General features: G+C 73.4%; 23 protein-coding genes. 3 read left to right on the top strand and 20 right to left on the bottom strand.

Translation table 11 applies throughout. From position 1 onward, the window contains the following. Window positions 1–13: 13 nt before the first annotated feature. The 13 genes from nuoL to FB00_RS18580 form a co-directional block, all read right to left on the bottom strand. Complete coding sequence (nuoL, locus tag FB00_RS18640) at window positions 14–2,044, bottom strand: NADH-quinone oxidoreductase subunit L (RefSeq protein WP_047234415.1); 2,031 nt, start codon at window positions 2,042–2,044, stop codon at window positions 14–16. A gap of 13 nt (window positions 2,045–2,057) precedes the next feature. Continuing rightward, window positions 2,058–2,357, bottom strand: a complete 300-nt coding sequence (gene nuoK, locus FB00_RS18635) for an NADH-quinone oxidoreductase subunit NuoK (RefSeq protein ID WP_047234414.1) — start codon at window positions 2,355–2,357, stop codon at window positions 2,058–2,060. Then, window positions 2,357–3,295 carry an NADH-quinone oxidoreductase subunit J gene (locus FB00_RS18630; RefSeq protein WP_047234413.1) on the bottom strand — a complete coding sequence of 313 codons (939 nt, stop codon included), beginning with the start codon at window positions 3,293–3,295 and terminating at the stop codon, window positions 2,357–2,359. Before FB00_RS18630 ends, nuoK begins: the two co-directional genes overlap by 1 nt. Then, on the bottom strand, window positions 3,292–3,957 hold the full coding sequence (gene nuoI / locus FB00_RS18625) for an NADH-quinone oxidoreductase subunit NuoI (protein ID WP_231581939.1): 666 nt from the start codon (window positions 3,955–3,957) through the stop codon (window positions 3,292–3,294). The genes FB00_RS18630 and nuoI overlap by 4 nt, the downstream gene beginning before the upstream one ends. 58 nt (window positions 3,958–4,015) lie before the next feature. Then, window positions 4,016–5,413, bottom strand: a complete 1,398-nt coding sequence (nuoH, locus tag FB00_RS18620; RefSeq protein ID WP_082141503.1) for an NADH-quinone oxidoreductase subunit NuoH — start codon at window positions 5,411–5,413, stop codon at window positions 4,016–4,018. Beyond that, window positions 5,410–8,100 carry an NADH-quinone oxidoreductase subunit G gene (locus FB00_RS18615; RefSeq protein ID WP_047234412.1) on the bottom strand — a complete coding sequence of 897 codons (2,691 nt, stop codon included), beginning with the start codon at window positions 8,098–8,100 and terminating at the stop codon, window positions 5,410–5,412. The genes nuoH and FB00_RS18615 overlap by 4 nt, the downstream gene beginning before the upstream one ends. Beyond that, window positions 8,100–9,467: an NADH-quinone oxidoreductase subunit NuoF gene (nuoF, locus tag FB00_RS18610; protein ID WP_047234411.1), complete on the bottom strand. Its 1,368-nt coding sequence runs from the start codon at window positions 9,465–9,467 to the stop codon at window positions 8,100–8,102. Before nuoF ends, FB00_RS18615 begins: the two co-directional genes overlap by 1 nt. After that, complete coding sequence (nuoE, locus tag FB00_RS18605) at window positions 9,464–10,345, bottom strand: NADH-quinone oxidoreductase subunit NuoE (protein WP_047234410.1); 882 nt, start codon at window positions 10,343–10,345, stop codon at window positions 9,464–9,466. Before nuoE ends, nuoF begins: the two co-directional genes overlap by 4 nt. Continuing rightward, window positions 10,342–11,721: an NADH-quinone oxidoreductase subunit D gene (locus FB00_RS18600; protein ID WP_047234409.1), complete on the bottom strand. Its 1,380-nt coding sequence runs from the start codon at window positions 11,719–11,721 to the stop codon at window positions 10,342–10,344. The genes nuoE and FB00_RS18600 overlap by 4 nt, the downstream gene beginning before the upstream one ends. Further along, window positions 11,718–12,416 (bottom strand): NADH-quinone oxidoreductase subunit C, encoded by a 699-nt coding sequence (locus tag FB00_RS18595; protein WP_047234423.1) that lies wholly within the window; start codon window positions 12,414–12,416, stop codon window positions 11,718–11,720. The genes FB00_RS18600 and FB00_RS18595 overlap by 4 nt, the downstream gene beginning before the upstream one ends. A gap of 74 nt (window positions 12,417–12,490) precedes the next feature. Further along, complete coding sequence (locus tag FB00_RS18590) at window positions 12,491–13,042, bottom strand: NuoB/complex I 20 kDa subunit family protein (RefSeq protein WP_047234408.1); 552 nt, start codon at window positions 13,040–13,042, stop codon at window positions 12,491–12,493. A gap of 56 nt (window positions 13,043–13,098) precedes the next feature. Then, window positions 13,099–13,461, bottom strand: a complete 363-nt coding sequence (locus tag FB00_RS18585) for an NADH-quinone oxidoreductase subunit A (protein WP_047234407.1) — start codon at window positions 13,459–13,461, stop codon at window positions 13,099–13,101. A 106-nt stretch (window positions 13,462–13,567) separates the two neighbouring features. Further along, a complete protein-coding gene (locus tag FB00_RS18580; RefSeq protein ID WP_231581935.1) occupies window positions 13,568–14,869 on the bottom strand; it encodes a geranylgeranyl reductase family protein in 1,302 nt (433 codons plus the stop codon). A 303-nt stretch (window positions 14,870–15,172) separates the two neighbouring features. Between FB00_RS18580 and FB00_RS22200 the strand changes: the two genes are divergently transcribed. Further along, window positions 15,173–16,052 (top strand): IS5 family transposase gene (locus tag FB00_RS22200; RefSeq protein ID WP_419865533.1). Its coding sequence is split into 2 segments (ribosomal slippage): window positions 15,173–15,520 and window positions 15,522–16,052, totalling 879 coding nucleotides; the frame shifts between segments, so codons are not numbered across the junction. A 33-nt stretch (window positions 16,053–16,085) separates the two neighbouring features. Here FB00_RS22200 and FB00_RS18565 read toward each other — a convergent pair. From FB00_RS18565 to FB00_RS18535, 7 genes are all read right to left on the bottom strand, one after another. Further along, on the bottom strand, window positions 16,086–16,478 hold the full coding sequence (locus tag FB00_RS18565; RefSeq protein WP_197088859.1) for a barstar family protein: 393 nt from the start codon (window positions 16,476–16,478) through the stop codon (window positions 16,086–16,088). Window positions 16,479–16,685: 207 nt separating this feature from the next. Beyond that, window positions 16,686–17,402, bottom strand: coding sequence for a hypothetical protein (locus FB00_RS18560; RefSeq protein ID WP_156186462.1), 717 nt, complete (start codon window positions 17,400–17,402; stop codon window positions 16,686–16,688). Then, window positions 17,399–17,914 carry a signal peptidase I gene (locus FB00_RS18555; protein ID WP_197088858.1) on the bottom strand — a complete coding sequence of 172 codons (516 nt, stop codon included), beginning with the start codon at window positions 17,912–17,914 and terminating at the stop codon, window positions 17,399–17,401. The genes FB00_RS18560 and FB00_RS18555 overlap by 4 nt, the downstream gene beginning before the upstream one ends. Window positions 17,915–17,969: 55 nt before the next feature. Beyond that, window positions 17,970–18,446 (bottom strand): hypothetical protein, encoded by a 477-nt coding sequence (locus tag FB00_RS22195; protein WP_047234402.1) that lies wholly within the window; start codon window positions 18,444–18,446, stop codon window positions 17,970–17,972. Further along, entirely contained in the window at window positions 18,443–18,994 is a 552-nt protein-coding gene (locus FB00_RS18545; protein ID WP_047234401.1) for a hypothetical protein, read from the bottom strand. The genes FB00_RS22195 and FB00_RS18545 overlap by 4 nt, the downstream gene beginning before the upstream one ends. 10 nt (window positions 18,995–19,004) lie before the next feature. Next, entirely contained in the window at window positions 19,005–19,547 is a 543-nt protein-coding gene (locus FB00_RS18540; protein ID WP_047234400.1) for an alternate-type signal peptide domain-containing protein, read from the bottom strand. Window positions 19,548–19,691: 144 nt separating this feature from the next. Continuing rightward, on the bottom strand, window positions 19,692–20,387 hold the full coding sequence (locus tag FB00_RS18535; protein WP_047234420.1) for a demethylmenaquinone methyltransferase: 696 nt from the start codon (window positions 20,385–20,387) through the stop codon (window positions 19,692–19,694). Window positions 20,388–20,454: 67 nt separating this feature from the next. Here FB00_RS18535 and FB00_RS18530 point away from each other — a divergent pair, with 67 nt between their 5' ends. Both FB00_RS18530 and FB00_RS18525 read left to right on the top strand, forming a co-directional pair. Beyond that, window positions 20,455–21,819 (top strand): isochorismate synthase, encoded by a 1,365-nt coding sequence (locus FB00_RS18530; protein WP_047234399.1) that lies wholly within the window; start codon window positions 20,455–20,457, stop codon window positions 21,817–21,819. 106 nt (window positions 21,820–21,925) lie between these two features. Further along, on the top strand, window positions 21,926–22,399 hold a 474-nt coding region (locus FB00_RS18525), incomplete at its 3' end, for a GNAT family N-acetyltransferase (protein ID WP_156186461.1).

Here is a 22,399-nt window from a genome sequence, read left to right as displayed (position 1 = left end):
GGGTGTCTCCCTCTCAGCTCGCGGAGCCGGTGGTCAGGGCGAGGACGACCGCGACGATCACCACGAGGCCGCCGAGCATCGTCGCGCCGTACGAGCGCACGTAGCCGTTCTGCCACCCGCGCAGCCACTCCCCGACCCGGCCGACCAGGCCGGCGAGGCCCATCCAGCCGCCGTCGACCATCTCCTTGTCGGCGTAGACGAGCGAGCGCGTGAGGTACTGGCCGGGCCGCATGAACACGGTCTCGTTGACGTCGTCCTGGTACAGGTCGCGCCGGGCGGCGCGCGTGAGCACGGAGCCCCGCGGCGCACGGACCGGGACGCTCGACATCGCGTACTGCCGCCAGGCGAGGGCCGCGCCGGCGAGGACGAGCAGGAGCGTCAGGGTGATGAGCGACCACACCGGCAGGACCGGCTCGTGGTGCTCGGCGTGCCCGGTGACCGGCTCGAGCCACGTGACGAACCGCGAGCCCGCGGCGAGGATGCCGCCCAGCGCGACCGACCCGACCGCGAGGACGATCATCGGCCACGTCATGAGGCGCGGGGACTCGTGGGGGTGCTGGACCGGTCCGTCCTGCGGGCCGAGCCCGTCGGCGGAGCCGCTGCCGTCGTTCCAGCGGCGGCGCCCGGAGAACGTCATGAAGAACAGGCGCGACATGTAGAACGCGGTGATCCCGGCGCCGACCAGCGCGACGCCGCCGAAGACCCACGCCCGCCACGGCTCGCCGTCGACGGGGACGAACGCGGCCTCGATGATCTTGTCCTTGCTCCAGAAGCCGGAGAACGGCGGGATGCCGAGGATCGCGAGCCAGCCCATCATGAACGTGATCCACGTGACCTTCATGTACCGCGCGAGCCCGCCGAACCGGCGCATGTCGACCTGGTCGTCCATGCCGTGCATGACCGAGCCCGCGCCGAGGAACATCCCGGCCTTGAAGAAGCCGTGCGTCACGAGGTGGAAGATCGCGAACGCGTACCCGATCGGCCCGAGCCCGGCGGCGAGGATCATGTACCCGATCTGCGACATGGTCGACGCCGCGAGCGCCTTCTTGATGTCGTCCTTGGCGCAGCCGACGATCGCCCCGAAGAGCAGCGTCACCGCGCCGACGATCACGACGACGAGCTGCGCGGTGGGCGCGCCCTCGAAGATCGGGGCCGACCGGACGACGAGGTAGACGCCCGCCGTGACCATGGTGGCCGCGTGGATGAGGGCGGAGACCGGCGTCGGGCCGGCCATCGCGTCGCCGAGCCAGGCCTGGAGCGGGAACTGCGCCGACTTGCCGCACGCGGCGAGCAGGAGCGCGATGCTCGTGGCGGTGAGGAGCGCGGTCGACGCCTCGGGCGCCTGCGCGAACACCGTCGTGAAGTCGACCGCGCCGAACGTCGCGAACATGAGCATGAGCGCGACGATCAGGCCGATGTCGCCCACGCGGTTCATGACGAACGCCTTCTTGGCCGCGACCGCGTACGCGCGGTTGTGGTTCCAGAACCCGATGAGCAGGTACGACGCCAGACCCACGCCCTCCCAGCCGACGAACAGCAGCAGGTAGGAGTCCGCGAGGACGAGCACGAGCATCGCCGCGACGAACAGGTTGAGGTAGGCGAAGAACCGGCGTCGGTCGCGGTCGTGCGCCATGTAGGCGACCGCGTAGACGTGGATGAGCGTGCCGACGAACGTCACGAGGAGCACGAACGTCAGGGACAGCGGGTCGATCCGCAGCCCCATCGCCAGGTCGAGGCCGCCGGAGACGATCCAGTCGCCGATGCGGAAGTCGACCACGCGCTCGTCGACGGGCAGCCCGAGCATCACGAGGAAGAGGACCAGGCCCACCACGAACGCGGCTCCCGACATGAGCACGCCGAACCACGCGCCCCAGCGGTCGCTGCGGCGCCCGGCGAGCAGGAGGACGGCCGCCCCGAGGAGCGGGAGCAGCACCAGGAACGGTGCCGCGAGAAACGCGCCCGGCACGGTCTCGGACGCGGGCACGACGTCGGTCGCGGCCAGCAGTCCGCTCGCCGTGGGCAGGGCGGGAAGGAGCGTCGTCATCGGTGCCGGCCCCTCAGCTCTTGAGCAGGTTGACGTCGTCGACCGAGGCGGACCGACGGGTGCGGAAGATGGACACGATGATCGCGAGGCCGACGACGACCTCCGCCGCCGCGACGACCATGACGAAGAAGGCGAGCACCTGCCCCGTCACGTCGCCGTGCATCCGGGCGAAGGTCACGAACGCGAGGTTCGTCGCGTTGAGCATGAGCTCGATGCCCATGAACACGATGATCGCGTTGCGTCGCAGCAGCACGGTCGCGGCGCCGATCGAGAAGAGGATCGCCGCGAGCACGAGGTAGTTGGTGAGCTCCATCAGTCCTCTCCTCGCTCGGTCCCGCGAGCTTCACCGGGGACCCGGGACCGGCCCGGGTCGTCGGGCCCGGAGACCTCCCCCGCGGGCGCCTCGCCCTCGGGCTGGTCGGCGGTCGCGGTCTGCACCGTGCGCTCGTTCGCGTCCTGGGCCCGCAGTGCGGGCAGCGCCCGCAGCGGCTCGTGCTCGACGAGCACCTCGCGCTCGGCCTCAAGAATCGTCCCGGCCGACCGCTCCTGGCCGCGGATGCGCAGGATGCGGGAGACCGACTCCTCGATGGGCCGGCCCTGCGCGTCGAGCGCCGGGGTGTCCATGGCGTTGTTCTGCGCGTACACGCCGGGGGCGGCGAGCGGCGTGAGCCGACCGCCCGCGGGCAGCGCCGCGACCTTCGCGTCGGCCTGCTCGCGCTGACCCACCTTCGGGGTGAGCCGGCGCCGGTGCGTGAGCACGAGCGCCGAGACCGCGGCGGTGATGAGCAGGATGCCCACCACCTCCATCGCGAACACGTAGTCCGCGAAGAGCACGCGCGCGAGCGCGACCGGGTTGGTGGCCGCGTTGGCGAGCTCGAGGCCCACCGACGGCGGGAACGTCGCCTGCGCGACCACGCCCACCAGCACGACGCCGAGCCCGAGCCCGAGGAGCACGCCGACCCAGCGCTGACCGCGGATCGTCTCCACGAGCGAGTCCGACGCGTCGACCCCGACGAGCATGAGCACGAAGAGGAAGAGCATCATGACGGCGCCCGTGTACACGACCACCTGGACGACGCCGAGGAACGACGCCTCCTGCGCGATGTAGAGGATCGCGAGGTCGACCATGACGAACATGACCGCGATGGCGGCGTGCACCGCCTTGCGGGCGAAGAGGAGCGAGAGCGCCGCGAGGACCATGAGGGGGGCGAGGACCCAGAAGAGGACCGCCTCGCCGCCGCTCGCGGTCACCGGGCGGCCTTCCGGGCCGACGCGCCGGCGGACCGCCCGGAGGTCGGCGTGACCCGCCGGACCTCCGGCGGCGGCCCCGTGGGCTCCGGCGGGAGGGTCGGGTCGTCCGGCCGGTGCTCGCGCACCCACTCCACCTGCTCGGCCACCGGGCCGCTCACCTCCCCGCGGTAGTACTCGGTGTCCGAGGTCCCGGGCACCATCGGGTGCGGCGTGGCGAGCATCCGCTCCTGGAGCGGCGCGAGCAGGTCCTGCTTCTCCCAGATCATGCCCTCGCGCGTCGGGCCGGCGAGCTCGTACTCGTTGGTCATCGTCAGGGCGCGCGTCGGGCAGGCCTCGATGCACAGGCCGCAGAAGATGCAGCGCAGGTAGTTGATCTGGTAGACGCGCCCGTACCGCTCGCCCGGCGACATGTGGCCGCCGTCCGGCAGGTCCGCGTTGTCCGCGCCCTCGACGTAGATCGCGTCCGCGGGGCACGCCCACGCGCACAGCTCGCACCCGATGCACTTCTCGAGGCCGTCGGGGTACCGGTTGAGCTGGTGCCGACCGTGATAGCGCCGCTTCGTGGGCACCTTCTGGCGCGGGTACTGCTCGGTGACCGTCGGGCGGAACATCGAGGAGAACGTGACGCCGAAGCCCGCGACGGGAGCGAGCGCCTCGCGCAGCCCCTTCGCCTGGGGGCGCCGGACCTCGTACTCGCCGGGCCGGGTCGGCTTCTGCTCGTCAGCCACGGTCGACCTCCTTGTCGTGGGGCGTGCCAGATGACCCGGACGTCCCGGGCGAGCCCACGTCGTCGGGCACGAGGGCGCGACGGCGCGGCGAGGGCGGGAGCGACTGCCCGGGCAGCGGCGGGACGGGGAACCCGCCCGCGAACGCGTCGAACGGCTCGGGACCGGTTCCCGCGGCGCGGGTCGTCGCGCCGGGTGGCGCCTTCTTCTCGGGCCAGAACCACACGACGACCACCACCACGAGGGCGAGCGCGACGGCGATGCCGACGAAGACGCGCAGGTCGACGTCGAGGAACTGGCGCACGGCCTGCGCGACGGCGAGGAGCACGAGCCACGCGAGCGCGAACGGGATGAGGACCTTCCAGCCGAACCGCATGAACTGGTCGTAACGCAGGCGCAGCAGCGTGCCGCGGACCCACACGAAGAAGAACATGACGGCCCAGACCTTGACGAGGAACCAGAGGATGGGCCACCAGCCCTCGTTGAACATCCCGTCGTTGATCGCCGAGAGCGGCCACGGCGCGCGCCACCCGCCGAGGAACAGCGTCGTCGCGACCGCGGAGACGTTGAGCATGTTGATGTACTCCGCGAGGAAGAACCACGCGAACTTCATCGACGAGTACTCAGTCATGTACCCGGACACGAGCTCGCCCTCGGCCTCGGGGAGGTCGAACGGGAGGCGGTTCGTCTCGCCGACCATCGAGATGACGTAGATGACGAACGCCGGCAGGAGCGGGAGGAACCACCAGAGCTGCGTCTGCGAGTCGACGATGCGCGACGTCGACATCGACCCCGCCATGAGGAAGACGGAGACGAGCGAGAGGCCCATCGCGAGCTCGTAGCTGATGACCTGCGCGGTCGAGCGGACCGAGCCGAGCAGCGGGTACGTCGACCCCGACGACCAACCGCCGAGCACGATCCCGTACACGCCGAGCGACGCGCACGCGAGGATGTACAGCGTCGCGACCGGGAAGTCGGTGAGCTGGGCGGGCGTCACGTAGTCCGTGAACGGGATCTGCACCTCGGGCCCGAACGGGATGACCGCGAACACGAGGAGCGCGCAGAACACGGAGATCATCGGCGCCAGCAGGTAGACGAACTTGTCCGCCGCCTTGACGGTGATGTCCTCCTTGAGCAGGAGCTTCATCGCGTCGGCGAGCGACTGGAGCAGGCCGAACGGGCCGTGCCAGTTGGGGCCGGGCCGCACCTGCATGCGCGCCACGACCTTGCGCTCGAACCAGATCGCGAACAGCACGCTCGTCAGCAGGAACACGAGGATGAGGACGGCCTTGACCAGGTACGTCCACCCGTTGTCCTGCGAGAAGTTCGCCGTGATCCCGGGCACGCCCGGCGTCTCGGTGGCGAGCGCGTGGATCACGTGGACGCCGCTCATGCGCCCTCCCCTCCGTCGGTGCTCACGGTCTCGAGGCGGACGACGTCGCCCGGCACCGCGCCGAGCGTCGCGTGCACGGACGAGCCCGGCGAGCGCAGGGGCAGCCACACCACGTGGTCGACCATGTCCGTCACCACGACCGGGAGCGTGATCGCGCCCCGGTCCGTGGAGACGCGCACGACGTCGCCGTCGAACACGTCGGCCGCGGCCGCGGTCGCCGCGGACAGCCGCGCCACGGGGCGCTTCGCCGTCCCGGCGAGGTAGCGCTCGCCGTCCTGGCCGCGCGCGTCGTCGAGCAGGAGCCGCCAGCCCGCGAGGACCGCGGTCCCGGGCGCGACGGCGGGCGGCTCCGTGGTCTCGACGTCAGGCGCGGCGGCGCGCGCGCCGTCCCACGCGCCGTCGCCCACGAGCTGGTCGAGCTCGGCACGCACCGCGTCCACGGTGCCGAGGCCGAGGCTCACGCCCGCCGCGTCGGCGAGCGCGTCGAGCACGCGGTGGTCCGTCATCGCCGTCGAGGCGAGCGCCGCCGGGAAGGGACGCACGCGGCCCTCCCAGCTCACGTACGCGCCCTCGCGCTCGACGGGCGGGGCGACGGGGAGCACGACGTCCGCGAGCTCGGTCACCGCCGAGCGCCGCACCTCGAGCGAGACGACGACGCCGGCCGCCTCGAGCGCGCGGCGCGCGTGCGCCGGGTCGGGGAGGTCGTCGAGCTCGAGCCCGCCCACGAGCGCGCCCGCGAGCTGACCGACCGACAGCGCGTCGAGCATCTCCCCGACGTCGCGACCCGCCGTCGCGGGGAGGCCGGTCGGCTGGTCGTCCGTCGCGGCCACGCCCCAGACGGTGGCGACGTCGACGCGAGCCGCGGCGTCCGCGACCGGGCGTCCGCCCGGCAGGAGGTTCGGCAGGGTGCCGGCCTCGACGCCGCCGCGCTCGCCGGCGCGGCGCGGGACCCACGCGAGGCGTGCGCCCGTCGCCGCGACCGCGCGCAGCAGCGCGCTGTACCCGCCGCGCGTCGCGGCGAGCCGCTCGCCGACGAGGATCACGGCGCCCGGCGCCCGGAGCGCGTCGCTGACCTCGGCGAGGAGGTCGATGCCCTCGGCCTCGTCGAGCGTGCGGACCTGGTCGCCCGCGGCGATGCCGTCGAGCCACTCCGCCTCGGTGCCCGGCGCGGCCGGGAGGAGCGTCCCGTGCATGCGCTGCACGCCGCGCGACGCGAACGGCGCGACGGAGAACACGCGGACGCCGTGCCGCAGCGCCCCCTTGCGCAGGCGCAGGAACGTCACGCCCGCCTCCTCCTCGGCCTCGAGGCCGACGAGCAGCACGGCGGGCGCCTTCTCGAGGTCGGTGAACGTCACCCCGCCGGCGTGGCCGACGGCACGCCCTGCGACGGCGTGCGCGAGGAAGGCCGCCTCCTCGGCGCTGTGGGCGCGGGCGCGGTGGTCGACGTCGTTGGTGCGCAGCCAGGTGCGCGCGAGCTTCGCGTAGGCGTACGCGTCCTCGACCGTGAGGCGCCCGCCCGGCAGGACGGCCACGCCCCCGGCGTCGCGCGCCCGCGTCAGGGCGTCCGCGGCGACCTCGAGCGCCTCGGCCCACGAGGCGGGGCGCAGCTCGCCGCGCGTCACCGTCCCGTCCGGGGCGACCTCGCGGTCGCGCACGAGCGGGTGCGTCAGGCGGTCCGGCGCGGACTGCCACGTGAACGCGAAGCGGTCGCGGTCGGTGATCCACTCCTCGTTGACCAGCGGGTCCTCGCCCGCGAGGCGGCGGAGCACCACGCCGCGACGGTGGTCGACGCGGATCGCGGAGCCCGACGAGTCGTGCTCGGAGACGCCGGGGGTCGAGACCAGGTCGAACGGGCGCGAGCGGAACCGGTACGCCGCGCCCGTGAGCGCGCCCACCGGGCAGATCTGCACCGTGTTGCCGGAGAAGTACGACGCGAACGGCAGGCCCGACTCGTCCTCGAGCGCGAGCCCGACCGGGCGGTCGCCAGGCGCCTGACCCGCGGGCGGCGCGAAGTCCAGCACCGCCTCGTCGAAGCGCCCGATCTGCTGCGCGGCGCCGCGCTTCTGCAGGTCGATGAACACGTCGCCCGCGATCTCCTGCGAGAAGCGCGTGCACCGCTGGCACAGGACGCAGCGCTCGCGGTCGAGCAGGATCGTCGTCGAGACCGCGATCGGCTTGGGGAACGTGCGCTTGACGTCGACGAACCGGCTCGTCGCGCGGCCGTTGCTCATCGCCTGGTTCTGGAGCGGGCACTCGCCGCCCTTGTCGCACACCGGGCAGTCGAGCGGGTGGTTGATGAGCAGCAGCTCCATGATCCCGTGCTGCGCCTTGTCGGCCACCGGGCTCGTGCGCTGGGTCTTGACCACCATGCCGGGGGTTGCCTCGAGCGTGCACGACGCCTGCGGCTTCGGCATGGGCCGGACGTTGCCCTCGCGGTCCGGCGTCGCCACCTCGACGAGGCACTGGCGGCACGCGCCCGCGGGCTCCAGCAGCGGGTGGTCGCAGAACCGCGGGATCTGGATCCCGATCTGCTCGGCCGCGCGGATCACGAGCGTGCCCTTCGGCACCGACATCTCGACGTCGTCGATCGTGAACGTCACGTGGTCCGCGGGGACCGGGGGCTTGGCCGCGCCACCCGCGGGGACGGCCGCTGAGCCGGTGCCCGGGGCGGGGGTCGTGGTCGTCATCAGTGCACTCCTGCCGTCAGGACGCGGGCCGGGCGGGGCGTGTAGTCGAAGAGGGCCGAGGCCGACGGGTCGAACGGGCAGCGGTGCTCCGCGATGTGCGCCTCGTACTCGTCGCGGAAGAGCTCGATGCTGCTCGTCACGGGCGACGTGGCGCCGTCGCCGAGCGCGCAGAACGCGCGGCCCAGGATGTTGTCGCACGTGTCGAGGAGCAGGTCGAGGTCGGACTCCGTGCCCTGGCCCGCCTCGATGCGCGCCAGGACCTGCTTCATCCAGTACGTGCCCTCGCGGCACGGCGTGCACTTGCCGCACGACTCGTGCGCGTAGAAGTCCGTCCACCGGCTCACGGCGCGCACGACGCACGTCGTCTCGTCGAAGAGCTGGAGCGCACGCGTGCCGAGCATCGAGCCCGCCGCCGCGACCGACTCGTAGTCGAGGGGCGTGTCGAGGTGGGCGTCCGTGAACAGCGGCGTCGACGAGCCGCCCGGCGTCCAGAACTTCAGCGCCTTGCCGCCGCGCATCCCGCCCGCGAGGTCGAGGAGCTCGCGCAGCGTCGTGCCGAGCGGCGCCTCGTACTGGCCGGGGCGCGTCACGTGACCGGACAGGGAGAACAGGCCGAACCCTGCCGAGCGCTCCGTGCCCATCGACGTGAACCAGTCCGCGCCGCGCGCGACGATCGACGGCACGCTCGCGATGGACTCCACGTTGTTGACGACCGTCGGGCGCGCGTACAGGCCCGCGACCGCGGGGAACGGCGGCTTGAGCCGCGGCTGCCCGCGCCGTCCCTCGAGCGAGTCGAGCAGCGCCGTCTCCTCGCCGCAGATGTACGCGCCCGCACCGGCGTGGACCGTGACGTCGAGGTCGAACCCCGAGCCCTGGACGTTCTTGCCCAGATAGCCGGCCTCGTACGCCTCCTCGACCGCGCGCAGCAGCCGGCGGTACACGTGGAGCACCTCGCCACGCACGTAGATGAACGCGTGGTCGCACCCGATCGCGTACGACGTGATCGCGACGCCCTCGACGAGCGCCTGCGGGCTCGCGAGCATGAGCGGGATGTCCTTGCACGTGCCCGGCTCGGACTCGTCCGCGTTGACCACGAGGTAGCGCGGGCCGCCGTCGGGCGCGGGCAGGAAGCCCCACTTCATGCCCGTCGGGAAGCCCGCGCCGCCGCGGCCGCGCAGGCCCGACGCCTTGACCGTCGCGACGACGTCCGCCGGGTCCTGGGCGAGCGCCGCGCGCAGGCCCTCGTAGCCGCCGCGGTCCACGTAGGACGCCAGCGTCCAGGACCGGTCCGCGTCCCACGTGTCCGACAGGACGGGGGTCAGCGGGTCCGGGGTCGGTCGGGCCACGGTGCCCTGCTGCTCGCTCATGCGTCCGCTCCCTTCGACGGGTCGGGCTTGGTGCCAGGAGACTCGGCCTTGCCGCCGGGGTCGACGTCGGCGTCGGTCGTCGGCTTCCGCTCGGCGCTCGACTGCTCGCCGCCGGTGACGGGCTTCTCCGGGGCGCCCGTGCCCGCGCCGGCGTCCGGCCCGCCTGCCGACGTGGTGGGTGCGGTCCAGCCCTGCTCACGCGCGAGGCGGAGGCCGGCGAGGGTCGGCTCGCCGGCGCCGACGCCCTCGTCCGCGCGGCCGTCGGGGAAGCCCGCGAGGACCCGGCTCATCTGCTTGAAGGTGCACACGCTCGCGGCGCCGCGCGTCGGGGCGACGGCCTCGCCCGCACGGAGGCGGTCGACGACGTCGGTCGCCGAGCCGGGCGTCTGGTTGTCGAAGAACTCCCAGTTGACCATCATGACCGGCGCGTAGTCGCAGGCCGCGTTGCACTCCACGCGCTCGAGCGTGATCGCGCCGTCCTCGGTCGTCTCGTCGTGCCCGACGCCGAGGTGGTCCGACAGCTCGTCGAAGATCGCGTCGCCGCCCATGATCGCGCACAGCGTGTTCGTGCAGACGCCCACGGTGTACGTCCCGTTGGGGTGGCGCTTGTACTGCGTGTAGAACGTCGCGACGGCCGAGACCTCGGCCGCGGTGAGGCCGAGCTGCTCCGCGCAGAACAGGATGCCGTCGCGCGAGACGTAGCCGTCCTCGGACTGCACGAGGTGCAGCATCGGCAGCAGCGCCGACCGGGACTCGGGGTAGCGGGCGACGATCTGCGCGGCGTCGGCGGCGAGGCGAGCCGTCGTCTCCGCGTCGTACCCGGGGCGCGGCCCGCCGGCGGGCGTGCCGTTCGTCGCAGGTCCGGCGTCGATGGTCATCGGTCCACCCCTCCCAGCACGGGGTCCAGGGAGGCGACGGCGACCACGACGTCGGCCACCTGGCCGCCCTCGCACATCGCCGCCACGGCCTGGAGGTTGTTGAACGACGGGTCGCGGAAGTGCGCCCGGTAGGGGCGCGTGCCGCCGTCGGAGACGAGGTGCACCCCGAGCTCGCCGCGCGGGTGCTCCACGGTCTGCCACGCCTGCCCCACCGGGACGCGGAAGCCCTCGGTGACGAGCTTGAAGTGGTGGATCAGGGCCTCCATGGAGGTGCCCATGATCTCCTTGATGTGCTCGAGCGAGTTGCCCTGGCCGTCGCTCCCGATCGCGAGCTGCGCCGGCCACGCGATCTTGCGGTCGCCCACCATGACGGGCTGCCCGGCCGTCCTCTCGAGGCGCTCGAGGCACTGCTCGACGATGTGCAGCGACTGGTAGCACTCCTCGAGCCGCAGCACGACGCGGTCGTAGCAGTCGGCGCCGGTCGCGGTCGGGACGTCGAAGTCGTACGTCTCGTAGCCGCAGTACGGGTCGGACTTGCGCACGTCGTACGGGTGGCCCGTGGAGCGCAGCACCGGCCCGGTGACGCCGAGCGCCATGCAGCCCGCGAGGCTGAGGTGCCCGACGCCGACGAGGCGGCCCTTGAAGATCGGGTTGGCGAGCATGAGGTCGCCGAGCTGGCCGAGGTACCGCCGGATGAGCGGGTCGGCCGCGCGCACCTGCTCGACGAGGTCCGGCGGGACGTCCTGCGCGACGCCACCGGGGCGCACGTACGCGTTGTTCATGCGCAGGCCCGTCACGGCCTCGAAGATCCGCAGGATCTCCTCGCGCGCGGTGAACGCGATGGTCATGACGGTCGTCGCGCCCATCTCGTTGCCGCCGGTGCCCAGGCACACGAGGTGGGACGCGATCCGGTTGAGCTCCATCATGAGCACCCGGATGACGCTGGCCCGCTCGGGCACGTCGTCCGTGATGCCGAGCAGCTTCTCGACCGCGAGGCAGTACGCCGTCTCCTGGAACAGCGGCGCGAGGTAGTCCATGCGGGTGCAGAACGTGACGCCCTGCGTCCACGTCCGGTACTCCATGTTCTTCTCGATGCCGGTGTGCAGGTAGCCGATGCCGCAGCGCGCCTCGGTGACCGTCTCGCCGTCGATCTCGAGCATGAGGCGGAGCACGCCGTGCGTGGACGGGTGCTGCGGGCCCATGTTGACGACGATGCGCTCCTCGCCGAGCGCGGCCGCAGCGACGGCGCTCTCCGCGATGTCGGCCCAGTCGCCGCCCGACGCCTCGAAGCTCGGGACGCCGTCGTCGAAGTCGCCGACGGGCGGGCGGGTCGAGTGCGGGGCGGCGCCGGGGGCGCCGGTGGTGTGCGTGCTCACGAGTACGACCTCCTCGTGTCGGGCGGGGGCACGGTCGCGCCCTTGTACTCGACGGGGATCCCGCCGAGCGGGTAGTCCTTGCGCTGCGGGTGGCCCGGCCAGTCGTCGGGCATCTCGATGCGCGCGAGCGACGGGTGGCCGTCGAAGACGATGCCGAAGAAGTCCCACGTCTCGCGCTCGTGCCAGTCGTTCGTCGGGTAGACGGACGTCGTGGTCGGCACGTGCGGGTCGGCGTCGGGCACCGACACCTCGAGGCGCAGACGACGTCCGTGCGTGATCGACGTGAGGTGGTACACGGCGTGCAGCTCGCGGCCGACGTCGTGCGGGAAGTGCACGCCGCTCACGCCCAGGCTCAGCTCGAACCGCAGGTCCTGGTCGTCGCGCAGCGCGCGGCACACGTCGACGAGGTGGTCGCGGTGCACGTGGATCGTCAGCTCGGCGTGCGCGCCGGGCGGGTCCACCACGACGCGCTCCACCGCGGCCTCGAACCGCGTGCCGCCCTCGGCGAGCACCTCCGCGAGGACGTCGACGACCTCGTCGAACCAGCCGCCGTACGGCCGCGGGCTCGCCCCGGGCATCGCGACGGGCTGGACGAGCCCCCCGTAGCCGGACGTGTCGCCCGAGCCGTGGACGCCGAACATGCCCTCGCGCACCTCGACGACCTCGAGCGTGCGCGGAGCGCTCGCCCCCGTCACGAGGTCGCCGGACCGCGGGCCGTTGACCTCCTCGGGCTGCGGCACGGGCGTGCCGCCGCCCGTCTTCTCGTCCGTCACCGCAGCAGCCCCTTCATCTGGAACGTGGGCGTCGCCTCGAGCGCCGCCGCCTCGGCGGCGCGCGCCGCCTCCTTGCGGTTCACGCCGAGCGGCTCGTGCTGGATCTGGTCGTGCAGCGCGAGGATCGCGTTGATGAGCATCTCCGGCCGCGGCGGGCAGCCCGGGAGGTAGATGTCCACGGGCACGATGTGGTCGACGCCCTGCACGATCGCGTAGTTGTTGAACATGCCGCCGCTGGACGCGCACACGCCCATCGACAGCACCCACTTGGGCTCGCTCATCTGGTCGTAGACCTGCCGCACGACCGGCGCCATCTTCTGGCTCACGCGCCCGGCCACGATCATGAGGTCCGCCTGGCGCGGGGAGGCCCGGAAGACCTCCATGCCGAAGCGCGAGAGGTCGAACCGCGAGGCGCCGGCGGCCATCATCTCGATCGCGCAGCACGCCAGTCCGAACGTCACGGGCCAGAGCGACGCCTTGCGCAGGTACCCCGCGAGGTCCTCGATCGTGGTCAGCAAGAAGCCCGAGGGAGCTTCCTCGATCCCCATGGTGTTCTCCTAGTTCTCTCGCCGGTGCCCGCTGGCGCGGACGGTCGGTCGCCCGCTCAGTCCCACTCGAGACCACCCCGGCGCCACTCGTAGACGAACGGGACGGTGATGAGCGCGAGGAACGCGAGCATCGCGACGAGGCCGAAGGTCGCGAGCGTCGCGAAGTCGACCGCCCACGGGTAGAGGAAGACGACCTCGATGTCGAAGACGATGAACGTCATGGCGACGAGGTAGTACTTGATCGGGAAGCGCCCGCCGCCGATCGCGTGGGGCGTGGGCTCGATGCCGCACTCGTAGGCGTCGAGCTTGGCGCGGTTGTAGCGCTTGGGGCCGATGACCGCGCTCGCGGCCACGCCGCCGAGAGCCAGCACGGCGGCCACGCCCATGAGGACGAGAAGCGGAACGTACGGGTTGGTCATCGCGTACTCCTCGAGTGGGGGCTCGGGACGGGAACGCCCGAGCGGTGCCCGGGAAGACCTGTGGGTGGTGCGAGTGCCCGCGTCGTTGCGGGCCCACCTCGGGGGCTCATGACGAGGGCACCACCCTCGTCAGCCCCGCGATGACGCGGTCGACCCAGTCGCCGCCGCGGGGCTCGTAGCAGTCGGACAGGAGCTTGAGGACGAACCGCATGACGACCGGGCGCGGGAGCCCGTAGCGCGTGCAGAGCCGCATGATCTCGGGGTGCTCGATGAGCTTCACGAAGTACCGGCCGAGCGTGTAGTAGCCACCGAGCTCGCGGCGCATGATCCGCGGGTACGTCTGGAGCGCGCGCTCGCGGCCGCCGTCGGTGAGCCGCACGCGCGACTGGGCGACGACGTCGGCCGCCGCCCGCCCGGCCTGCATCGCGTAGGCGATGCCCTCGCCGTTGAACGGGCTGACCATGCCGCCCGAGTCGCCCACGAGCAGCACGCCGCGCGTGTAGAGCGGGGACCGGTTGAAGCCCATGGGGAGCGCCGCGCCGCGCACGGGGGCGAGCTGGTTCTCCTCGGTGAACTCCCACTCCGCGGGCGCGTTGCGCATCCACGTGGCGAAGAGGTCCTTGTAGTCGACGTTCGCCGCGGACTGGCGCGCCGGCGTCGAGCTCACCGAGCCGAGCCCGACGTTCGCCGTGCCGTCCCCGAGCGAGAAGATCCAGCCGTAGCCGGGCAGCAGGTTGGACTCGCGCGGCTTGCCGTCCCACAGCTCGAGGTGGGACTCCATCCACGGGTCGTCGTGGCGCGGGGTGCGGAAGTACGTGCGGACGGCGACGCCGATCGGGCGGTCCTCGCGCCGCGCGAGGCCGAGCGCGAGCGCGAAGCGCGACGAGACGCCGTCGGCCGCGACGACGACGGGCGCGCGGTAGGTGACCTCGTCGCCCGCGCGCCGACCCTTGTCGTCCACGGGCCGGGCGGTGACGCCGACGACGCGCCCGGTGCGCTCGTCGAGCACGGGGCCCGTGACCGCGGTGCGCTCGAGGAGCTTGGCCCCCGTGCGCTGGGCGTGCTCGGCGAGCGTGCGGTCGAACGAGTGGCGGGCACGGGCCATGCCGTAGCTCGGGTACGACGCGAGGTCGGGCCACGCGAGCTCCCACGAGCGGCCGCTCGCGACGACGCGCAGGCCCTGGTTCCGGATCCAGCCGTCCTCGGCGCGCGTCGGCACGCCCATGCGCACGAGCTCGGCGACCGCGCGCGGCGTCAGGCCGTCGCCGCAGATCTTGTCGCGCGGGAACGACGACTTCTCCAGCAGCAGGACGCTCAGCCCGGCGGCGGCGCAGTAGTGGGCCGCCGCGGAGCCGGCCGGACCCGCGCCCACGACGATGACGTCGGCGTCGTCGAGCCTCGCGCCCACCGTGCTCACCTCACCGTCCGGTCGTCGGGACACCTCGTGGTGGTCCACCGTCACCCGGGTCGGGACACGGCGCACCCACTGTCCTTGTGAAGTCGGTCACAATGGACATCGCCACTCTAGTCACTCCCGGCGCGGGATGTGTAGCAAGGCGACCCTTCCCTGGGAGATCCTGTGACGAAGGTCCTCCCCCGCGACGACTCCCGACCCTGTGGCTCGGGACCGCCGGGCAAGGGGGCCGGAGCGGCGATGGCCTAGGGCGTGTCTCCCTAGTCGCGCAGCCCCGATGCTGCAGAGTGTGCGGTCGTGGAACGTGGTCGGGAGTTGTCGGACGAGCAGTGGGCAGTGATCGGCCCGTTGATGCCGAAGGTGTCGGGCCGCTCGCGTCCGTGGCGGGATCATCGTCAGGTCGTAGAGGGGATCGTTCACCGGTATCGGACCGGGGTCGCGTGGCGTGATCTTCCCGAGCGGTTCGGCCCGTGGCAGACCGCGTGGAAGCGCCATGCGCGGTTCTCGCGCGACGGGACGTGGGACAAGATCCTGGCGGCCTTGCAGGCTCGCGCGGACGCGAACGGAGTTATCGACTGGCGGGTGAGCGTGGACTCCACGATCAACCGGGCGCACCAGCACGCCGCCACGTTGCCGCGGACCACGGGGGGCACTGGCGAATCACAAGAATCCGGAACGGCGAGAACCGGCTGACCACGCCTTGGGTCGCTCTCGGGGCGGGTTGTCGACGAAGATCCACGCCGCGGTCGACGGCGACGGGCGACCGCTCGCGGTGCTCGTGGGACCGGGCCAGGGCGGTGACGCGCCGATGTGTCTGCCGCTGTTGGACGCGATCCGGGTCCCTCGGGCAGGGGCGGGACGCCCGCGCACCACTCCCGACGCCGTGTTGGGCGACAAGGCGTACTCTTCGCGCGCGATCCGGTCAGAGCTGCGCCGGCGCGGCATCGTCGCGGTCATCCCCGAGCCGCGTGACCAGCAGGCCCACCGTCGCCGACGCGGGTCACGCGGTGGTCGGCCCGTGACCTATGACCGCGTCACCTACCGGGGCCGCAACACGGTCGAGCGGTTCTTCAACCGCATCAAGCAGTGGAGAGCACTCGCGACCCGCTACGACAAGCACGCGCTCGTCTACCGCGGTGGCGCCGTTCTCACAGCGATCCTGCTCTGGCTTCCCTGACTAACTCGTACCTGGGCCCAGTCTCGACGTTCGTCACAGTCCAACGGCACGGGGAGCGCCCATCGAGTCGCTGCCGAGTTCACGGTCGTCGCTCTGTAGGAGCAACGCCATCGTGGCGCCAGCCTCGGCCGCGCCGCGCGCCTGGGTGACAAAGATGTCCATCAAGGCCGGAGCGAAGTCAGGCAGTGCCGCGGCGAAGCGGTCGAACCCGAGGAACACCAGCGCCAGGCCCGCCGCCGACGGCTGCCAGCCATACTCCCGTGCGACAACGTCTGAAAGGCAGTCGTTCAGCGCATCGAGATTCCGGCCGTAGTAGGCGGGAAAGTCCAACGCCACTGCGATACCGCGATGCACTTCCGGGCCCGTCGACCAGGAACCAGCATCAAGGACCACTACCTGAAGCCCTCGGGCAGTGAGCTCCTCCACAGCCCCATCGAGTTCTGAACGCCGAGAGAACACCGTCACCGGGAGACTCGCCAAGGGTTCACGAGCATGACCTGCCGATGGGACCGCTCCAGACGAGGACTTGCTCACCCACGAGATGCTACGCAGCTGGCGTCTTGGGAGACACGCCCTAGCCTCCCCGCGCTGCCCCAGGTCGCGCGGCGAGCTGCCGGCTCGCGTCGCCGCAGGTCAGCGACCTCCGGACGACGCCGCCCGCGTTCGTCCGAGCCGAGCGAGCACCACACCGGCCGCGGCCGCGAGTGCCGCGGCGGTCGCGAGCCACCACCCGTCGACCCCGGTGCGCGCCAGCCCGGGACCGGTCGACGGGGGCTCCTCCCCCGCTGCGGGAGGCGGGGCGGGGTCCGTGACGCCCACGAGGTGCACCGTCTCCAGCACTCCGGAGACCGCGCGGCGCGTGGACGACGGCGCGTCCGCCGACATCGCGACGCTCACCTCGACCCGGCCCGCCTCGCCCGGGTCGAGGACGGGCCCCTCCCAGGTCGCGGTGACCGGTGCGGCGCCGTCCAGCCGGACGTCGAGCCACGCGCCGAGCCCCGTCCGCGGAGCCGTCGGGTCGACGTCGGGCGCGAGGTCGACGAGGACGCGCGCCGCCGTCGGGCCGTCGTTACGGACCCACAGGTGGCGCGCGACGGTCGTCCCCGGCACGACGAGCGCGTCCGACCCGAAGAGGGACGCGGACAGCCCGGGTGCCCACGTGGTGCCGTCGACGCTCAGCCGGAGGGCGTCCTCGTCCCCCTTCGCCGGACCCGTCGAGGTGCCCGTCGACGCACCTGTCGGCGCGCCGGCCGTCGCCCCGACGGCCACCGGTCCCGGCCCGGCGAGCACGACCGCGAGCAGCACCCCGGCGAGCGCGCGTCGTGCCCTTCGTCCCGGCACCCTGCTCACGGGGTCACCGCCGTGGGCCTCCGGCGCCGGGAGCGCTCGCGCAGTCCCGCCGCGACCTGCCAGGCGCCCCACCCCAGGAGCGCGGCCGCCGCGACGACGGCGACGGTGCGGCGCGCGTCGCCCGACACCGCGGAGCTCACCCACCCGAGCAGCGGGACCGCGTAGACGACCGTGCCGCGGACCTGCACGGGGCGGACGGGCTCCGGGTCGGGCGCGGCGTTGGCGTCGCCCTGCGTCGTGAGGACCCGCTCGTCGTCGGCCCCGACCCCGACGGCGACGACCCGGTGGGTGACGACCTCGGGCCGGCCCGAGGCGAGCTGGTACGTGACCACGTCACCCGGCGCGACGCGCTCGACGTCGACCGGCCGCACGACGACCATCGTCCCGGGCGGGTAGGTCGGCCGCATCGACCCGGTGAGCACCGTGTACGGCGTCGCCCCCAGGGCGAGCGGCACGACGACCCCGACGAGCGCGAGCGCGACGGCGCACCCGAGCGCAAGCACGCCGAGCACCCGGGCGAGCGGCCCCCGCTCTCTCGCTCCGCGCTCGCGGTGCCGACCGCCCCGCTCAGCCACAGGAGACCCCCGACAGACCGGTGCCCGCGACGAGCGCACCGCGTACCGGCACCGCGTTGCCCGGCACCGAGACCCACCCCGAGGAGTGCACGGACTGGACGCTGACCTGCAGGGTCGTACCGCCCAGCAGCAGGTCGAGGATCGACTGCAGGAGCCCGCCGAGCAGCGACTCGGTGATGACGAGCTGCGTCGCCGTGGTCTCGGTGGTCGTCGACTGCCCGCCCCCCGCGATCGTGACGCGGTAGCGGGCGGGGGCGGGCGTCGGTGCCGTCCACCGCACGGTCGCGCTCCGCGCGAGGTTGGTGCCCATCGTCGTGCACGTCGTCCCGGTCGGCGCGGGGACCGTCGCCGCCGACACCGTCGTCCACAGCGATCCGCTCGCGGTCCACCACGCCACCGCCGGCCCGCCCACGAGCGCGAGCGCCACGGCCAGCACCGCCGCGACGCGGAGTCTGGCGCCGCGCGTCACGACGGCCTGCTCTCGAGCGTGACCGTCACGGCGACCTGGGCGCTCTGGCCCTGCCAGGAGCCCGGGCTCCCCGCGGGCAGCGTGTAGCGGACGCACACCTGCGTCGTCGCGCCCCGCGCGTAGGTCTGCGGGCTGAGCGTCCCGGCGGCCAGGGCCGTCCCCGTGCAGGTCGTCCCGGGGTAGAACGCGACGGTCGGCCGCACGACGCCGTCGTACGCGACCGCGAGCCGGTAGCGCCACGTCCCGTCGCCCGTGTGGTGGACGGCGATCACGCCGTCGCGCGACTGGCCGGGGAACATGCCCGCGAGGTCGGGGAACGTCTGCCACGACGTCTCGACGCCGAACGAGCCCGACCGCACCTCGGCGCCGCTGACCGTCTGCGACGCCGACCAGGTCGCCCACGCCGCGCCCGCCGAGAGCGGGAGCGCGGCGAGCGCGAGCACGACGGCGGCACGCGCGACGGTCCGGTGGCCGCCCAGGACGCGGCCCGCACCCTGGTCCGGGGCCGGACCGGGCGACCGTGCGCGGCGGGAGCGGACGATGCCCACCGCGGGCCTGTCAGAGGTGCTGCTCGAGCGTGAACGTCAGGCTCGAGAGGTTCACCACGGAGCTCGTCGCGACCTGGTCGGGCGTGGCCGCGTCGAACGTCAGCGTGACGTCGGCGTCGACCGCCGGGTACGCGGCCGTCGACGGCGCGACCTCGTACGTCCCGTCACCGTTGGCGGTGGCCCACGCCGGCGGGCCGTCGAGCACGAACGCCACGTCGAGCGCGTCGACGAGCGCCGGGTCGCCCGTGAGCGTGTCCGTGCCCGAGACCGCGAGGGTCGGCTGGAGCGAGTCGCCGATCGCGGTCACCGTGATCGGCTGGCTGAGCGCCAGCACGTCGCCCGGGACGATCCGGACCGCCGTCACGTCCGCGACCGTCGTCCCGTTGAGCGTCCAGGCCGCGGTGCCCAGCGCGAGGTCCAGGTCACCGGAGCTGATGTCCCCCGCCTCGGCGACGGCCTGCGAGTCGGACCACAGCGCGTAGGTCCCGGCCCCTCCGAGGAGGAGGAGCGCCCCCGCCCCGATCGCCAGCGCTCCCTTGGTCAGGCGTTCCATGTCGTGCCCCCGTCATGCCGCGCGCGGGCCCCCGTTGGCCGCGCTCGTCCCTCGACGGTAGGTCGGGCACGGCGGACCGTCCTGCCCAGCCGTCGGGCGGGCCGGGTGAATTCGGCGTCGGCCGCGGAGACGACGGCGACGGCGTCAGGCGGGTCGCGTGCCCCGGTGGAGCGCGACGATCCCGCCGGAGAGGTTGCGGTAAGCGACCTTCTCCCAGCCCGCGCGGAGCAGGAGCCGGCCGAGCCCGACCTGGTCGGGCCAGGCCGCGATGGACTCCGCGAGGTACTCGTACGAGCCGCCCTCGCGCGTCACCGCGGCGGCGATGCGCGGCAGCGCCTGCACGAGGTACTCCTGGTAGACGACGCGGAACGGGGCCCACGTCGGGGTCGAGAACTCACAGATCACGACCCGTCCGCCCGGGCGGACGACGCGCAGCATCTCGCGCAGCGCGCCCTCGGTGTCGACGACGTTGCGCAGCCCGAACGAGATCGTCACGGCGTCGAACGTGCCGTCCGCGAACGGCAGGCGCGTCGCGTCACCGGCGACGAACGGCAGGTCGGGCCGGCGCTCCTTGCCGACCTGGAGCATGCCGAACGAGAAGTCGCACGGCACGACGCGCACCCCGTCGTCGGCGAACGGCTCGGAGGACGTCCCGGTCCCGGCCGCGAGGTCGAGGACCTTCTCCCCCGGCAGCGCGCCGACCGCACGGACCGTCGCCCGGCGCCAGGCACGGTCCTGGCCGAGCGACAGGAGGTCGTTCGTCAGGTCGTAGCGCGAGGCGATCCCGTCGAACATCGACGCGACCTCGGAGGGCTTCTTGTCCAGGTTGGCACGGGGCATGCCGCCCATGCTTCCACGTCCCCGCACCGCAGGGCGCACCCGCGTGCGCGGCTTACGCTGGGAGGCGATGACTGCAGAACCGTCGGCCACGGCCGCACAGCCCCACCCTCTGGTCGTGAGGACCACCCGGATCCCCGACCTGCCCGGCGGTCTGGACGCCCTCGTCGACCTCCTGCCCGACGCGCGGCCCCTCGCCTGGGTGCGCCGCGGCGACGGGATCGTGGGCTGGGGCGAGGCGCTGCGCCTCGAGACGTGGGGCCCCGGCCGGTTCGCCGACGCGGAGGCCGCGTGGCACGAGACGCTCGCGCGCGCCGTCGTGCGGGACGAGGTGGGGCTGCCCGGGACGGGACCGGTCGCGTTCGGCTCGTTCGCGTTCGACGACTCCGCCCCCGGCGACGACGCCCACGACCCGGTCCGCGCGGGCGGCGTGCTCGTCGTGCCGCGCGTCGTCGTCGGCCGGCGCGACGGGCAGTCGTGGCTCACGACCGTCGACACCGCGGGATCGCTCTCGTCCTCCCCGACCGACGCGCTGCGCCGCACGCCCCGCGCGCCCGTCACGTCGCCCGGCGAGGTGGCGTGGCACGACGGCGCGCTGCGGGTCGACGACTGGGCAGCCGTCGTGGCGGAGGGGGTCGAGCGCATCCGCTCGGGCGCGCTCGAGAAGGTGGTCCTGGCGCGCGACGTCGTCGCGCACACCGCCGAGCCCGTGGACCCGCGCTGGCTGCTCTCCCGGCTCGCCTCGGCGTACGAGGCGTGCTGGACGTTCTCCGTCGACGGCCTCGTGGGTGCGACGCCCGAGCTCCTGGTCCGCAGCGAGAAGGGGCTCGTCACGTCGCGCGTGCTCGCGGGGACGATCCGCCGCGGCGGGCTGTCCGACGACGAGGCGCTCCTCCGGGCGGCCCAGCTCGCCCGGTCGTCGAAGGACCTCGAGGAGCACGAGTACGCCGTGCGGTCCGTCGCGCAGGCGCTCGCCCCGTTCTGCTCGTCGATGAACGTGCCCGACGCGCCGTTCGTGCTGCACCTGCCGAACGTCATGCACCTCGCGTCGGACGTGACCGCGGTCCTCGCGCGCGGTGCCGTCTCCCCGGGCTCGCCGGGTGGGGCGGCGGGGCCGACGAGCCTCGCGCTCGCCGCGGCCCTGCACCCGTCGGCGGCCGTGTGCGGCACGCCGACGAGCGTCGCGCGCGAGCTGATCCGCGAGATCGAGGGCATGGACCGCGGCCGGTACGCCGGGCCGGTCGGGTGGCTCGGCGCGGACGGCGACGGCGAGTGGGGCATCGCGCTGCGCTCGGCCGAGCTCTCGGCCGCCGACCCCCGGTCGGTGCGGCTGTTCGCGGGGTGCGGGATCGTCGCCGCGTCCGACCCGACGGCGGAGGTCGCCGAGTCGGAGGCGAAGCTCGAGCCGATGCGCTACGCCCTCGGCGGGTCCTGACGGCGCACCGGCCGAGCGCCGGGGTGCCGAACGTCACCCACGCCGACTCCCGACCGCCACCCGGGACGCCCCGACCGGGGCGCGACCGCGCTGCTAGGTTCGGGAGGTGTCCGAATCCTCCCAGATCTCCGTCTCCCGCCCCAGCGTCCCGTCCGGCGTGCTCGTCCGCCGGGCCGTCGTCGCGGACCGTGACGACGTGTGGCCGCTCGTCCTCGAGCTGCCCCGCCACGACCCCGAGCGCGAGGCGTTCGAGCGGTCCTTCGGGCCCCTGCTCGCCGCGCTCGACACGTACTTCGCGGTGGCGGAGCTGCCCGACCGCGGCGTCGTGGGGTACCTGCTCGCGAACCGGCACCTGACCTTCGCGTCCAGCGGCGTCGTCTGCCGGGTCGAGGAGGTCGCCGTCCTCCCGTCGCACCGACGCCAGGGCATCGGCCGCCTCCTCCTCGAGAGCGCCGAGGAGTGGGCGGCCGAGGTGGGCGCGCGCCGCGTCGGCCTCGCCTCCGGTCTCTCCAAGGAGTTCTACGTCTCCGGCGGCTACGCCGAGACCGCCGGCTTCTTCACCAAGCGCGTGGAGGCGGCG

It is taken from the genome of Cellulosimicrobium funkei (genome assembly GCF_001019615.1).
In the GTDB taxonomy this organism is placed as follows: Bacteria; Actinomycetota; Actinomycetes; order Actinomycetales; family Cellulomonadaceae; genus Cellulosimicrobium; species Cellulosimicrobium cellulans_E.
This window is presented reverse-complemented; position numbering and strand designations above follow the sequence as displayed.

What these genes read in the sequence shown, in the direction of transcription:
- nuoL (WP_047234415.1), bottom strand. Translation starts at nt 2,044, where the DNA reads ATGACGACGCTCCTTCCCGCCCTGCCCACGGCGAGCGGACTGCTGGCC.
- nuoK (WP_047234414.1), bottom strand. Translation starts at nt 2,357, where the DNA reads ATGGAGCTCACCAACTACCTCGTGCTCGCGGCGATCCTCTTCTCGATC.
- nuoH (WP_082141503.1), bottom strand. Translation starts at nt 5,413, where the DNA reads ATGAGCGGCGTCCACGTGATCCACGCGCTCGCCACCGAGACGCCGGGC.
- FB00_RS18615 (WP_047234412.1), bottom strand. Translation starts at nt 8,100, where the DNA reads ATGACGACCACGACCCCCGCCCCGGGCACCGGCTCAGCGGCCGTCCCC.
- nuoF (WP_047234411.1), bottom strand. Translation starts at nt 9,467, where the DNA reads ATGAGCGAGCAGCAGGGCACCGTGGCCCGACCGACCCCGGACCCGCTG.
- nuoE (WP_047234410.1), bottom strand. Translation starts at nt 10,345, where the DNA reads ATGACCATCGACGCCGGACCTGCGACGAACGGCACGCCCGCCGGCGGG.
- FB00_RS18590 (WP_047234408.1), bottom strand. Translation starts at nt 13,042, where the DNA reads ATGGGGATCGAGGAAGCTCCCTCGGGCTTCTTGCTGACCACGATCGAG.
- FB00_RS18585 (WP_047234407.1), bottom strand. Translation starts at nt 13,461, where the DNA reads ATGACCAACCCGTACGTTCCGCTTCTCGTCCTCATGGGCGTGGCCGCC.
- FB00_RS18540 (WP_047234400.1), bottom strand. Translation starts at nt 19,547, where the DNA reads ATGGAACGCCTGACCAAGGGAGCGCTGGCGATCGGGGCGGGGGCGCTC.
- FB00_RS18535 (WP_047234420.1), bottom strand. Translation starts at nt 20,387, where the DNA reads ATGCCCCGTGCCAACCTGGACAAGAAGCCCTCCGAGGTCGCGTCGATG.
- FB00_RS18530 (WP_047234399.1), top strand. Translation starts at nt 20,455, where the DNA reads ATGACTGCAGAACCGTCGGCCACGGCCGCACAGCCCCACCCTCTGGTC.